The following is a 13,099-nucleotide window of genomic DNA, read 5'->3' as shown; positions in this document are numbered from 1 at the left end:
CCTGAAATATTCATAGCACTTTAAAAGATGCACGTTTTTCTAAAATGCAGGTGAGAGTTTTCTATCTTTTTATAAGATTGAACATTTTCTAACCTTTAAAATCTAATTAATTTATTTCCCATTGGAAATGTCCTATTTTTAGGCAGACTTCTCCCCTTAACTGAAATTTAAATTTTTTTCAGTTGGTAAAACCAAGTTAAGCTACTCAATCTGGAGTTTTTGTATTTGACCCAATACGTTCCAAAAGAATTTCTGATAGACAAAACTTGATGACAATTTAAAGTAATAAGATCTACCTGATTTCACTAGTTTACTGGCAACTTTAATAAGCCTTGTACGTATGGTATCAATTTGCATCATCTTTTGACCTTGTGGAAAGCAAATGGTTCGTAACCAATTCGTTAAATTATAAGCAAGCAGGCTTAGCATCATTTTTACCGTGTTGACTTGAAAAGAATGACTATTCATGTGATCCAAATAAAAGCCATTCTTTGATTCCTTGATATAGTTTTCCATCGTTCCTCTTTTTTGATAAGCTCGTACGATGTCTTTTGGAGAAGCTATTTCAAAATTTGTAACAAAAAAGGAATGGGCAAAAAGTAATTCACCAGCTGGTCGTACCGATTGGATAATCACTTTTCTTGGTTTCGACCATGACTTGGCTTGATAAGTGGCTTCTTCAAAATAGCGCTCTGTTTCTGAAACATCTCGTGGTGCAGAAGAAGGATGGTATTCTTTAGCAAGACTTTGTAATTGTAGGTTAGATTTTAATCGGATCACATATAAAACGGATTCCTTTTCACACAATTCGTACAAGTCGGGGACGGCAAACCCACTGTCTCCACGAAGGAATAAATTCGTTTCAGGGAACTTTTGGTTGTAGTGTTCAATTAATGGCTGAATAAACTCAACAATACCATTTGAAGTATATACATTTCCGGGACGAAGCTTCGCTTTAAGAAAGTCACCTGTAGCACCATCAAAAGCAACCAATGGATGAAAACCCATTGTTCCATAATGCGTATTGTAGGAAGAATCCTCTTGATTTCCATAAGTATCAGAATGGGTTGAATCCAAATCGATAAATAAAGCTTCGGACCCCCGAAATGAATGGATTTTATCAAGTAATTCTTGGTTTGCTTGATTTAAATGATCAATAGACTCTTTATCAAAACGTGTGTAAAAACGAGATAAACTCGGTTGTGAAGCGAGCGCTGGCGTTCCTATGATTTGGGTGAAAACTGGATCTTTCGTTAAATGATCAGCTGCATCATCCTCGGAATAGCCCGCAATCATTTGATAAATCTTTTGACGTAATAAGTTCTCGTTTGAATGGAGGTAATAGGCCCTAGAATCGTTTAACCTCAAATGGTTTTCTAGTGTTTTTGAAAATCCAATTTTCTCATCGAATTCCCTAAAAAGAAATTCACCAGTATCGGAGGACAGATCCCCTCCATCATTTGACAATTTAATTTTGCGATTGAAATCAAGGGTAATTTGCGGTAAAGTAGCCATTATAAGAATCCTTTCTGTGGTTATTTCGTCGTTGTTTTAACCTTATCAGAAATGGATTCTTTTTTCATTTATCAAGTGAATTAACATTTAACAAAAAAGCTTATTGGAATAACGATTGTAACCAATTAATGATTTTCTATGAATAATTCAGGTGTATATAATTTTTTATTTCTTTTGGATACGTAAAATTTTCAAGATTATTCCCTTTTACATGCCTTTTCCTATTTTTACATAATAGATTTCTTTCCAGCCCTTCTTGATTACGAACACTTGTTCTGTTATGATAAAAAAGTAAGGAGATGATTTAGATGCTGCGCGATCGAGGCACAATTAAATGGTCAGCGATGATAATGCCTGAACATGTTCAAAGTATAAAAGAGATTTTAGTGGAATCACAAAAAATAAAAATGCCTATTTTAGAAGAAGATAAAATACGCGAAATGGAGTTACTGTTACTTGAAGGAATCGAATATAATCTTTTGCTTCACTTTGAGATTTTTCATGATGGAGCTATCAGATGTTTATCTGGAAAAACAACTTCTATAGACCATCTAAACCGAGAGCTTCGTATTCTCGATACGAATAATCATACGCACTCCATTCCTTTTCCCAGCTTGGTAAACATACAAAACGATTAATAAAAGGAGCATTACCGTGTTTGATTATACGCAATTTCCAAATAGATCCATTCTTTGTGTAGATATGAAAAGCTTTTATGCGAGCATTATTGCTGTCACAGAAGGATTAGATCCTCTCACCTGCCATCTTGTGGTTGTTGGCAATACCGACCAAAAGGGCAGTGTCGTCTTAGCGGCATCTCCTGCCATGAAGAAAGACTTTCGCATAAAAACAGGCTCAAGACTTTTTGAACTACCAGATGATCCAAGAATTATCGTGCGAAATCCGAAAATGGGACTATTCATTCGAGTATCGACCGAGATAACGAAATTATTTTTCCGATATGTGCCCCCCTCTGCTGTCCATACCTATTCTGTCGATGAAAGCTTTCTTGATGTAAGTGGAATGGGAAAAACCTTTGGCACACCAATGGAAATAGCTCAGAAAATGAAAGGCGATATTATGCGCGAGTTTGGGCTGCCTTCGACAATTGGCATCGGACCCAATATGCTCATGGCAAAGCTTTGTCTTGATTTAGAAGCGAAAAAAGTAGATGGTGGTATAAGCACATGGTCTTATGAGGACATTCCCCATAAATTATGGCCTATTTCCCCGCTGCGCGATATGTGGGGAATTGGAAAACGAACAGAAAAAACGTTAAACAATATGGGGATATTTTCGGTTGGCCAGTTAGCACGCTATGATTTAACCTTACTTGAGAAGAAATTTGGGATTATGGGGAATCAGCTTTACCACCATGCCTGGGGAATTGATTTATCGGAAATTGGTGCACCCATTATGCAAGGACAAATTAGCTACGGGAAAAGCCAGATATTGCTGCGAGATTATAAAGAAATCCACGAAATAAAATCCGTTCTCCTTGAAATGTGTGAGGATGTAGCAAAAAGAGCCAGAAGCAATCATCATGCAGGAAGAACCATCACTTTAGGAATTTCTTACAGCAAAGATGAATTTGGCGGTGGTTTTCAACGATCTCGAACAATCGAAAACCCAACAAATGTAACGATGATTATTTATCAGGTCTGCCTTGAATTATTTCACGAAAACTACCGGGGACAAACGGTTAGACAAATTTCTGTTTCTATTACAAAATTAGAGAATGATTATGAAATGCAATTAGATTTATTTGACACAGGCGGGTGGAAAAAAAGGAAGCTTGGCTATGTTGTCGATACGATTCGAAATCGCTATGGCTCGACCGCCATCTTGCGTGCTGTTTCCTACACCTCTGGGGGTACAGCCCTAAAGCGCGCTAATTTACTTGGTGGACATAAAAAATAAGAAATGAGGTGGATTGATGTTAAAACAAATTCGATTAAAAGAGGAAAGCATTCCTTCCAAAAATACTTATCCCTTTATAATCCCTGCACTCCGCCATTTTAGCTCCCTTGATTTTAAAAAGAAGGTGACGTTTTTTGTTGGGGAAAATGGCTCTGGAAAGTCTACCTTGCTTGAAGCTATTGCCTATCAATGCCAATTTAATACAGCAGGCGGTGGCAGAAATAACAGCTATGATGTTCATTCTTCCCAATCCGATTTGGGAGAATATCTACAGTTATCATGGTCTCCTACTAAGCTTACGAACGGATTTTTTCTGCGGGCGGAATCCTTTTATGAATTTGCTACACATATTGATCAACTAGAAAGTGCGAATAAATATGCGAGTTATGGCGGAAAATCATTATTACAGCAGTCCCATGGCGAATCCTTCCTATCTCTCTTTCTTCACCGTTTTAAAGGAGAAGCGATTTATTTATTAGATGAGCCGGAAGCTGCGCTATCACCACAACGGCAATTAAGCTTTCTCCGCATCCTCCATGATTTAGCAGAGACCGAAGAATGCCAATTTATTATTGCGACTCATTCTCCGATTTTATTAGGCTATCCGAATGCGACAATTCTTAGCTTTGATGGCGACCAAATGGAGGAAGTCGAATACGAAAATACAGAGCATTATCAAATTACCAAATACTTTTTACAATATCGAGAGAAAATGCTGCGAGATATATTGGAGGAAGAAATAGAGGGTATGTAAAAATTGGATATTCTCCTCTTAATCAGTAAATAGTATAACTATCTGATTACTTAAGGAGATTATTATGATTGGATTATTACTCTCTGTCTTTATCTTTAATTTTATTGCCTATATAACGAATAAAAAATTAACGCATAATCAAATTTTACATATATGGATATTTACTATCGCTTTTCAACTGCTGTTTGATTTATATATTGATGTAGGATACCATGCCTACTGGTACTTCAGTAAATCAGAGGTGGATTGGGAATCAATCATTCATATTTTACTATTGGTACCACCTGTAAATATTATTTTCCTAAATCTTTATCCGATGAAGAAAAAGATTCTATATAAAATTTTATTTATTTTCATGTGGAATCTTATCATTGTAGGATATGAATGGTTCACTTTATTACCATCACCATGGGGATATTTTCATTATGGCTGGTGGAAAATCTCCTACTCCTTTTGCATCAATCCCATTTTACTATTTATTTTAATAAAATATTATAAGCTAGTAACCAAACTGGAGAAGAAATCCCGTTCGGCGACGGAATGATTATTCTGTTGCTTCTTGAGATCATAACGAATACTCCTTTAGCAACTCCCTCTTTTCTTTCTTCTACAGTTTGACTTAAAATGATGAAACGTTTTATTCTATACACCGATTAAAACAGCCCTTATACCTATTGACTTCACTATTCCGAACGGAAATCAGGACTATCAACTCATATTTTTTTATAAAGTAATAAAAAAATACGACTTTATACCTTGAATTAACCGAATAAAGTGGTAAAATTAAATTTGGGCAAATTTTACGAAAGTAAAAGACGCAAAGCCACGGGCCTAACGCAATTGCTATGGTAGCCGGGTTGCCAAGATTATACATATATCTTGTTGAAAAATCTTCCTGTCTAATTTGCCTTATAAAATTAGAAAAGAGGAATGTTATGTTTTATCCAACCGTTGTAACTGAAAAGCCGTGTATTAGACATGTTGTAAAGGACAAGAATTACTGTATGTGTGGTTCGAAATACAAATCGTATTCTACCTTTAAAAAATCAGACTTTAAGCGAATTGAATTCAAGCAGCTTACAGATATCACCTGTCCTTACTGCCAGTCCATCATTAATTAATGATGGATTTTTTCCTTTTTCCCCTCTTCGCAGAAAACTCAACTACATAAACAATTTCTATACTCATTCCGCTTCGAATACATTTTTAGGATAATCTCAAAAAATTCACGGAAAATAAAAGCGATTTCATTTTTAATGAAAAACTTTTAAAATGGAGATGACAGCCTATGTCGATTGTCTTTTTACGAATATGCATGGTTCTGATTAGTTGGGGAAGCTTATTGTTTCTTCCGAAATCGATTATCAAAAAGTTTCTTCCTGTTACTTTTTTCTCTGCGTCTATTCTTTTAATCGAGACGCTTTTATCGCTTATCTTTAAATGGTGGAAAGTAAAAGGCGGATTAAATTCTTTAGTCGCAGATGCATTGGGATTTATATTCGGCCCTTTTGTAGCGATTAATATTTGGATATTTCATTTAACACATAAGAAGTTTCTACTATACACACTAATAAACTTCATAATGGATCTTATTTTTGCTTTTCCATTAAATACATTTTTTCAAAAAGTAGGCTTTTATAAATTAAAGAAATTCACCTCTATTCATTTATTCTTTATTTCATATGGCCTGTCTTTTCTTAATTACTGGTTTCAAAAATTTATTGTATCAGATAAAAATATAGAGAATGCTCACTAAGAAGCATTCCCTAATCTTTATCTGGCTTCCCATTCAGCAACTTCTTTACGGACAAGTGGAGCTACTTCTGTTCCAAGCAATTCAATTGCTCTAAGCACTTGATCATGGGGCATGCTGCCAACGGGAACGTGGAGCATAAACCGAGTAATGCCTACATTTTTGCGAAGAGCAATAATCTTGTCTGCGACCGTGCGCGGATCTCCTACATACAGTGCACCATTTTCACTCCGCGCTGCATCAAATGTCTCTCTTGTATAGGCTCCCCATCCTCTTTCTTTTCCAAGAACATTCATGGCATATTGTGTGGATGGGAAGAACGCATCTGCAGCACTTTCTGTTGTCTCTCCAACAAATCCATGGGAATGAGAAGCAACCGTTAATTTCTTCGGATCGTGGCCGACATGCTCTCCTGCACGGTAATAAAGGTCAACAAGTGGAGCAAACTGCGCTGGATTCCCTCCAATAATCGCTAACACTAATGGTAAACCAAGGATACCGGCACGGACAACGGACTCACTGTTCCCACCACTTCCAATCCAAATCGGCAATGGATCCTGTACTGGCCGAGGATAAACCCCAAGATTATTAATACTTGGACGATGCTTTCCACTCCATGTCACTTTTTCAGATGCCTGTAATTTTAAAAGCAAATCTAATTTTTCATCAAATAATTCATTATAATCATTTAAATCATAGCCAAAGAGCGGAAATGATTCGATAAAGGAGCCGCGACCTGCCATAATTTCGGCACGTCCATTTGAGAGTCCGTCCAATGTTGCAAAATCTTGAAATACTCGAACTGGATCATCAGAGGAAAGAACGCTAACTGCACTTGTTAAGCGGATCCGGCTTGTTTGTGTAGCTGCCGCTGCTAAAATCAGCGCAGGTGCTGATGCCGCGTAATCCTTTCGATGATGCTCCCCTACTCCAAAGACATCTAATCCCACTTTATCTGCTAAAATTATTTCCTCTACTACTTGACGAATTCGTTCTGCATGACTAACGACCTTCCCTGAATGAGGGTCTGGTGTCGTTTCCACAAATGTACTTATTCCTATCTCCACTATTGTATATCCCCCTTAATCAAAAGCAAAAAATCAAACTAGGTACTACTTCTCTAATTAAAACAGGAGATGTCTCGAATTACAACTATTGTGTGCTACTGATAAAAAAGTAATGAACTTCCTGCTCCTTTCCCTTACAATAAGGGAAACATACATCATTTAACTGGAGGGATACGATGTTTCAGCATACAATCGATAAAGATTTAGCATTAAGAGTGTTTCGTTTAGACGATGCGGAAGAATTTTTTCAATTAACGATTAAAAATAAAGCCTATTTAAAAGAGTGGCTTGGCTGGCTCGATTATACGAACACAGTAGAAGATACGAAAGAAAATATTCGTGGAAGATTGCAAGGAATGGTGGAAACAGGTGGCTATCCAAAATCAGTAGCTATTTCTTATAAGGGAAAAATTGCTGGAACGATTGGCTACAATGAGATTAACCGTACAAGCAGAATTGGGAAAATCGGCTATTGGTTAGGAGAAGAATATCAAGGAAAGGGAATTATGACAAAAGCATGCGAAGCATTCATTACATATGGCTTTACAGAATTAGATCTTAATCGCATCGAAATTGCCGCAGCAACCGGGAACAAGAAAAGCAGAGCCCTGCCAGAAAGACTAAAATTCACAGAAGAAGGTACGATTAGACAAGCCGAATGGCTTTATGATCATTATGTAGACCATGTTATCTATGGGCTGTTACGCGAAGAATGGGCAAGAAATCATAGCTGATTTGCTTGGAGGGATAAAATGAAAATCATGGAAGTCAGCCCCTTTTCAGAGGATGCAAAAATGCTCATGGAGGAATTATCCTCAACCCTTGAATTTCTAACAGGAAGCAGTGGGCAAAATTCAATTCAATTAGTTGATTTGACGAAACCAAACGCGAAATTCGTTGTTGCGTATGAAAAAGGAATGCCTGTTGGTTGCGGTTCCTTTCGCCCACTCACTCCTGACATTGCCGAAATAAAAAGGATGTATGCGAAATATCCTGGTCAACAAATTGGAAAAACGATCCTTCTGCATTTAGAAGCATTAGCCAAAAAATCCGGCTACAAAAAAATCTGGTTGGAAACAAGAGTAAAAAACAGAAATGCTGTTGCATTCTATCAGAAAAATGGCTATAGCAAAATAGAAAATTATGGGAAATATGAGCATATACCAGAAGCTATATGCTTTGCAAAAGTCTTAGATTAGATGCTCCAATACTATTAGACATAACAAAAAAGGATGGGATACGATTGTTTTATAAACTGACAAAAAAACAACAAGATGATATGATTGCCGATATTCAATTCTTCTTTTCTGAAGAAAGAGAGGAAGACATCTCCGAATTCGCTGCTGAAAGAGTGTTAGACTTCGTGAAGGAATCCCTTGCTCCCCATTTTTATAATGCTGGGGTTAAAGACGCAAGAAAAATAGTCGAAGAAAGAACTAGCGCTCTTGAAGACGAGCTATTAACACTAGAAAGACCGCTTAAATAAGAGCTCTCTATCTTCTACTTCAATCCAAGGGTGAGAGTAAGCTCTCCCCTTCTTTTTGTTCTTTTTCAAAAATTAATTCCATCGTTAAAGCCATCCCACCATTTCCAAAAGGCGGCGTTAGGATACTATGAAGCTGCCCTCCCTTTTTTCCGTCTCCTTACACGAAATATACTTCTTATTGGTTTCATGCTTTTTTCTTACATAAATTTATTTATTTGGCATATATTATAAACGAACAAATGTTCTGAAAAACCTTTAAAAAGAACAAACGTTCTGTTATTATATGGAGTATAGAAGGAGTGTGTTTTTCATGATTAAAGACCGTGGAACAAAAAAATGGGTGGCGATGATGCTGCCAGAACATGTTGCTGCTGTGAAAGAAGAACTATTAAATGAGAAAAAGGTGAAAAAACCAGAATTAGATCAAGAAAAGCTAAATGACATCGATTTACTGATTCACGAAGGAATGGAGTACCATTTATCCCTAAAATTCTCCTTATTCAAACAGGGTTTTATCGAAATACTGATTGGAAGAACAGTTTTTATTGACTACATAAAAAAAGAGCTTCGAATCGAGGATGAAAACAATACCATTCACTACATTCCGTTTCATATGCTAATCGATGTGGAACGTCGATAATTTAGAGGAAGACATCATGAATAGACTATCAAAGGAAGAAATAAAAATACTGGAGCATCTCATTTATTTACCTCTCTTACTAGCTGTTTTAGAAAGAGATTACCATCAAGCAAAAACAACTCCCTTTAAGTTAAACCAAGTCTATATAAACCTTATAGAAAATACAATGTTAAAAGTCCAAGCCGATTTAAAAGGATTCAAGGAGAAATTGTATAAAAATAACATGAAACTGGTAAAGGGAAATACAGATAAAAGCTTTACCGAATATCATTATTATGTGGCCAACTATCATGAAGTCCGTCGTTATACTAATGCAGTATTAAAAGCAAATACGGAAAAGCTATTATGCTACTATTTGTTTAAGGAAAATGCTGGTTAATTAGCAAGAATCTTTGAAAAGCTACAAATGAATCTCCCTCACCATAAAAAAGCAATGTCCTCCTACAAGTAGGAAACATTGCTTTTATCCCTTATCCATACACTTTAATTATTTCGTGAAAAAAGAATCGGAATACAAACTATTTTGTTCGTTATCCATCCTCTACTACGATATTCCATATATGTACAGCATATAAATCTTCTATTGTTTACGATTGCTAAAAAAGTTATGTGAGCTTACTAATTGCTTCCATAATAGCTGACACATCCTCTTCTTTCTTTACTGTGAATAAATAATCAGCTTCTCCTGCTATTGGAGTAAATGCCTCCATACCTGTTTCCTTGTTTTGACGAGCAAGCACCTCATCATAAGAGCAGGCAGTTCTTAAACGAAGTGTATCACGGTTGGTTTTGGCAATTCGCTCTTTTAATAGGGTTAACGGAAGATTAAAATGAACAAGAACAGAAGTAAAATCATGTTTTTTATAATAGGAAAGCAATTCCTTGCGACTTGCCTGATTACGATTGGCATTGCTCAAAATAAGATGACAATCCGAGTGATGAACGGCATAATCAACAATCAATTTTGTCAAAGCATGCTTTATATGATTGGTTCCACCTTCTGGCACCAGTTTTTCATAGTGGGTCTGTAAAAATTCACTATGGTTATCTTGGTCGACAACAACTGCGTTTTCAAGCCTGTTTTCCAGCGCTTTTGCAAATGTCGTTTTCCCGCTATGTGTCATGCCAACTGTCATGATGACTAATCTGCTCATCCTTTTCCCCTCCATAAATTAGTTAATACCTTCATTTTACAAAAACCAACTATCTTTTCCCATCAAAAAATTGTTTCAGGTATATTCCTCTCCTCTTTTGGAAGGATAAAAAGGATATGTGATTATAAATAAAGGAGTTCGATGATTCATGTATTTTTATAGAGAAGATTTAATCAATATGATCGTCCCTGATAAGCCAGATCCGAATGCAGCAAAAGTTTTACAAGAAGCGTTAGGTGGGCAATTTGGAGAAATGAGAACAATGATGCAGTTCTCTTTTCAAAGTGCAAACTTCCGTGGGAAAGCAAAGCAATATCGTGACTTAATTCGCGGTGTGTTTTTGGAAGAGCTTAGCCATATTGAGCTCGTTCAAACCACCATCAATCAGCTGCTAAACGACTCAGGCGAAAGCATGCCAGGTAATCTAGGAAGTGACGGAGCTCCTTTAGATGATGTAATAAAAGCCGGCGCAAATCCTCATCACTATATAATCGGTGCTAAAGCATCTCTTCCTGTTGATGCAGGCGGCAATCCATGGAATGGCTCTTGGGTATATGATCACGGGAATCTCGTTGCAAATCTGTTGAATAATCTTGTTTTGGAATCAACTGGCGTTCTGCAAAAATCAAGAATCTATGAAATGAGCAGCAATAAAACACTAAGAGAAACAATTGCTTTTTTAATCGTCCGTGATAACGCCCATCAAAACGCCTTTGCTAAAGCACTAGAGACTTTAGGAGTAGATTGGGGTAAAATCCTCCCTGTTCCAAACTATGATATAAACAAATATCCAGAATGTCGAAAATACGTGGAAATGGGCTTCCATAATGCGCAATTCAATTTCCGCCTTGATAATACAAGAATGGGTGAAATCTTCCAAGGAACAACGCCGAGCAGAAATAATGGCGACTTAAATGTTGTCCCACCACCACAAGGACATCCCGTTCCAGAGTTACCAGATATGCCGAATGAACATGCATCTGGACTTGCTGATTTAAATAATTAATTCTATCCAACAAAAGGGAGAAGCATGGTGCCTCTTCCTTTATACTTGCCTTTTTCTACTTTGATTTTAAAAAAAATGCATGCAACAAATTGATTATCTACGTCTATTGCCTTTAGCATATAAAAATCGCCCTACTCTGGATGAAATGAGTAGAGCTTTTGTGTGTTCCTAGCTGGCAAAAATATTGGTTGTCCATCCTCTTTATCTTATGCACTATGTGTAATTTTGGATATAGGAAAATACATTTTTTATTCCTAATTCCCTTTGAATATACATAACTCAACTTTCGCAGAGTGATATCGGCAAATAAGCCTTGATATAATTAGGAAGGCCAGCGATCCACTGTTCAAGTTGACTTTGAATTATTTTTTTGATTTTCTTATTCGTTTGTTTAAGTGCATCTTGAAGAAGCTCGATCAATTGCTGTAATGCGACAGCCCAATCAAGTTCATTTACTTCATCGCATAATTCGTAAAACAGACCACCTATTGTGCGTTGATCGGTATTACAGCGATTCTGCCACGACAGAACGATAAAACGAGAAAACACAATCGTTGTATGGCAAATAAGCGCGTCATATGAACGGCTTTGGAATTCTTTTTCAAGTTTCAAAAGAGATTTGGCCGCCTTAAAGAATACCTCGATATCCCAGCGCATTCCATAGATTCGGACGATCTCCTGTTCTGAAAGAGTGCAGTCTGTGCTGAGGATGGCAAGCCAGTCGCTTTTCTTATTTCTGTTTTGAATGAATACCACTTTAATTGGTGTTCCATTAGCCATGATCGTATGGATGGAACGAAGAATTCCTTTCTTGGATTGAATGGGTCCAGCTAGGCGGTATAGTTGCTTTAAAGAAACCATCTCCCCGTTTACGTTATAACGTTGTTTTGTTTCTTTGACCATACCAATTACGTCTAATCCTTGATCCACAATAGACTTTACAAGTGGTGGCAATGTAAACCAAGAATCCATAAGGACATAACTTGCATCTATCCCATTGGCTAATGCACGTTTAATCATGTCAGGAACTTGTTCAGGCTCAGTTTGTAATGCATTTTCTCGACGCTTGTATCCACAAGTACGTTTATCAATTTTTTCAGAGATACCATTGATTTGAGACTTTTTTGAACTGACTAAAGAAAAGTCAATTGGCATAAATGTATAGCCATCTGACCAGCCCAAAGTGAGCATACGAAACCCCTTAAAGAAACGCATTTTCAGGGAAGCATGATCAAAACAACGAGCGAGAAGCTCTACCTTTTTACTACGATTTCGGTCATACGCAGAATCATCGATAATCAGTACTTTTGGACGCTCTTTATTCGTAAGGCGAGTCACCTTTTGAATAGTAAAAATGCTCAACAGTAGTAAGAAACGGCGCCAATTAAAAGTTGATTGGTTTAAAAAGCGATAGACGGCATCTTTGGCTGGAAACTGATCGGCTTTCTTTGAATCAAGAAGTGAAAACCAATTTTTGTGCTGGAAAATCAAACAGAAAACAAGCTGAAATAAGTAGGAACAGCTGAAACCGAAGGATTTTTTAATTCCTGCTTGGCGCAGGTGTTTATTCATTTCAAGCTCAGAAAAAACCGAATTAAGTTCTTTTGGTAGTTGATTGTTTTGGCTATTTTGGTCTATCATATAGGGAGCACCTCTTCTGTATGGTAGTGTTTTCTCTACAATTACACTATACCAAAGAATGAGGTGTTATTTCATTTTATTAAACACTGTCAAGCAACATATTTAATAGACCATAGACGCAATACAACTAACGATTTGCACTTATTTTTTTGGTGCGAAAGTT

At 36.8% G+C, this 13,099-nt stretch carries 15 protein-coding genes and 1 riboswitch; of the genes, 11 read left to right on the top strand and 4 right to left on the bottom strand.

What is annotated here, in order from left to right:
* Positions 1 to 201 precede the first annotated feature (201 nt).
* A complete protein-coding gene (locus ADJ83_RS17605; protein WP_016205278.1) occupies positions 202 to 1,515 on the bottom strand; it encodes an IS1380 family transposase in 1,314 nt (437 codons plus the stop codon).
* 308 nt (positions 1,516 to 1,823) lie between these two features.
* Here ADJ83_RS17605 and ADJ83_RS17600 point away from each other — a divergent pair, with 308 nt between their 5' ends.
* From ADJ83_RS17600 to ADJ83_RS17580, 5 genes are all read left to right on the top strand, one after another.
* Positions 1,824 to 2,153, top strand: coding sequence for a YolD-like family protein (locus ADJ83_RS17600; RefSeq protein ID WP_048718552.1), 330 nt, complete (start codon positions 1,824 to 1,826; stop codon positions 2,151 to 2,153).
* Between the two features lie 64 nt (positions 2,154 to 2,217).
* The gene (locus tag ADJ83_RS17595) at positions 2,218 to 3,435 is read left to right on the top strand and encodes a DNA polymerase thumb domain-containing protein (protein ID WP_268817775.1); all 1,218 of its coding nucleotides are present in this window, start codon (positions 2,218 to 2,220) and stop codon (positions 3,433 to 3,435) included.
* 13 nt (positions 3,436 to 3,448) lie between these two features.
* Positions 3,449 to 4,189: an AAA family ATPase gene (locus ADJ83_RS17590; RefSeq protein WP_031540020.1), complete on the top strand. Its 741-nt coding sequence runs from the start codon at positions 3,449 to 3,451 to the stop codon at positions 4,187 to 4,189.
* A 64-nt stretch (positions 4,190 to 4,253) separates the two neighbouring features.
* Entirely contained in the window at positions 4,254 to 4,733 is a 480-nt protein-coding gene (locus tag ADJ83_RS17585; protein ID WP_031540022.1) for a hypothetical protein, read from the top strand.
* Positions 4,734 to 4,971: 238 nt separating this feature from the next.
* Positions 4,972 to 5,054, top strand: a riboswitch (cyclic di-GMP riboswitch).
* Positions 5,055 to 5,477: 423 nt separating this feature from the next.
* Positions 5,478 to 5,945 (top strand): hypothetical protein, encoded by a 468-nt coding sequence (locus ADJ83_RS17580; RefSeq protein ID WP_031540023.1) that lies wholly within the window; start codon positions 5,478 to 5,480, stop codon positions 5,943 to 5,945.
* Positions 5,946 to 5,962: 17 nt separating this feature from the next.
* Here ADJ83_RS17580 and ADJ83_RS17575 read toward each other — a convergent pair whose 3' ends face one another.
* A complete protein-coding gene (locus ADJ83_RS17575) occupies positions 5,963 to 7,009 on the bottom strand; it encodes an LLM class flavin-dependent oxidoreductase (RefSeq protein WP_031540024.1) in 1,047 nt (348 codons plus the stop codon).
* Positions 7,010 to 7,185: 176 nt separating this feature from the next.
* Between ADJ83_RS17575 and ADJ83_RS17570 the strand changes: the two genes are divergently transcribed.
* The 5 genes from ADJ83_RS17570 (at position 7,186) to ADJ83_RS17550 (ending at position 9,514) form a co-directional block, all read left to right on the top strand.
* Positions 7,186 to 7,743 carry a GNAT family N-acetyltransferase gene (locus ADJ83_RS17570; protein WP_031540025.1) on the top strand — a complete coding sequence of 186 codons (558 nt, stop codon included), beginning with the start codon at positions 7,186 to 7,188 and terminating at the stop codon, positions 7,741 to 7,743.
* Positions 7,744 to 7,761: 18 nt separating this feature from the next.
* Positions 7,762 to 8,208 carry a GNAT family N-acetyltransferase gene (locus ADJ83_RS17565; RefSeq protein WP_031540026.1) on the top strand — a complete coding sequence of 149 codons (447 nt, stop codon included), beginning with the start codon at positions 7,762 to 7,764 and terminating at the stop codon, positions 8,206 to 8,208.
* Between the two features lie 44 nt (positions 8,209 to 8,252).
* Positions 8,253 to 8,495 (top strand): DUF2164 domain-containing protein, encoded by a 243-nt coding sequence (locus ADJ83_RS17560; RefSeq protein WP_031540028.1) that lies wholly within the window; start codon positions 8,253 to 8,255, stop codon positions 8,493 to 8,495.
* A gap of 310 nt (positions 8,496 to 8,805) precedes the next feature.
* Positions 8,806 to 9,135: a YolD-like family protein gene (locus ADJ83_RS17555; protein WP_031540030.1), complete on the top strand. Its 330-nt coding sequence runs from the start codon at positions 8,806 to 8,808 to the stop codon at positions 9,133 to 9,135.
* A gap of 16 nt (positions 9,136 to 9,151) precedes the next feature.
* Positions 9,152 to 9,514, top strand: a complete 363-nt coding sequence (locus tag ADJ83_RS17550; RefSeq protein ID WP_031540032.1) for a hypothetical protein — start codon at positions 9,152 to 9,154, stop codon at positions 9,512 to 9,514.
* Positions 9,515 to 9,740: 226 nt separating this feature from the next.
* Here ADJ83_RS17550 and ADJ83_RS17545 read toward each other — a convergent pair whose 3' ends face one another.
* The gene (locus ADJ83_RS17545) at positions 9,741 to 10,289 is read right to left on the bottom strand and encodes an ATP-binding protein (protein ID WP_031540033.1); all 549 of its coding nucleotides are present in this window, start codon (positions 10,287 to 10,289) and stop codon (positions 9,741 to 9,743) included.
* A 148-nt stretch (positions 10,290 to 10,437) separates the two neighbouring features.
* Here ADJ83_RS17545 and ADJ83_RS17540 point away from each other — a divergent pair, with 148 nt between their 5' ends.
* Positions 10,438 to 11,295 (top strand): manganese catalase family protein, encoded by an 858-nt coding sequence (locus ADJ83_RS17540; protein WP_031540034.1) that lies wholly within the window; start codon positions 10,438 to 10,440, stop codon positions 11,293 to 11,295.
* 279 nt (positions 11,296 to 11,574) lie between these two features.
* Here ADJ83_RS17540 and ADJ83_RS17535 read toward each other — a convergent pair whose 3' ends face one another.
* Entirely contained in the window at positions 11,575 to 12,936 is a 1,362-nt protein-coding gene (locus ADJ83_RS17535; protein WP_048717268.1) for an IS4 family transposase, read from the bottom strand.
* Positions 12,937 to 13,099 lie beyond the last annotated feature (163 nt).

The organism is Bacillus sp. 522_BSPC (assembly GCF_001076885.1).
GTDB lineage: Bacteria > Bacillota > Bacilli > Bacillales > Cytobacillaceae > Niallia > Niallia hominis.
The sequence above is the reverse complement of the archived record's forward strand: the minus strand, read 5'-3'. Positions and strand labels throughout refer to the sequence as shown.

What these genes read in the sequence shown, in the direction of transcription:
- ADJ83_RS17535 (WP_048717268.1), bottom strand. Translation starts at nt 12,936, where the DNA reads ATGATAGACCAAAATAGCCAAAACAATCAACTACCAAAAGAACTTAAT.
- ADJ83_RS17595 (WP_268817775.1), top strand. Translation starts at nt 2,218, where the DNA reads ATGAAAAGCTTTTATGCGAGCATTATTGCTGTCACAGAAGGATTAGAT.
- ADJ83_RS17570 (WP_031540025.1), top strand. Translation starts at nt 7,186, where the DNA reads ATGTTTCAGCATACAATCGATAAAGATTTAGCATTAAGAGTGTTTCGT.
- ADJ83_RS17600 (WP_048718552.1), top strand. Translation starts at nt 1,824, where the DNA reads ATGCTGCGCGATCGAGGCACAATTAAATGGTCAGCGATGATAATGCCT.
- ADJ83_RS17605 (WP_016205278.1), bottom strand. Translation starts at nt 1,515, where the DNA reads ATGGCTACTTTACCGCAAATTACCCTTGATTTCAATCGCAAAATTAAA.
- ADJ83_RS17550 (WP_031540032.1), top strand. Translation starts at nt 9,152, where the DNA reads ATGAATAGACTATCAAAGGAAGAAATAAAAATACTGGAGCATCTCATT.
- ADJ83_RS17565 (WP_031540026.1), top strand. Translation starts at nt 7,762, where the DNA reads ATGAAAATCATGGAAGTCAGCCCCTTTTCAGAGGATGCAAAAATGCTC.
- ADJ83_RS17545 (WP_031540033.1), bottom strand. Translation starts at nt 10,289, where the DNA reads ATGAGCAGATTAGTCATCATGACAGTTGGCATGACACATAGCGGGAAA.
- ADJ83_RS17585 (WP_031540022.1), top strand. Translation starts at nt 4,254, where the DNA reads ATGATTGGATTATTACTCTCTGTCTTTATCTTTAATTTTATTGCCTAT.
- ADJ83_RS17540 (WP_031540034.1), top strand. Translation starts at nt 10,438, where the DNA reads ATGTATTTTTATAGAGAAGATTTAATCAATATGATCGTCCCTGATAAG.
- ADJ83_RS17580 (WP_031540023.1), top strand. Translation starts at nt 5,478, where the DNA reads ATGTCGATTGTCTTTTTACGAATATGCATGGTTCTGATTAGTTGGGGA.
- ADJ83_RS17555 (WP_031540030.1), top strand. Translation starts at nt 8,806, where the DNA reads ATGATTAAAGACCGTGGAACAAAAAAATGGGTGGCGATGATGCTGCCA.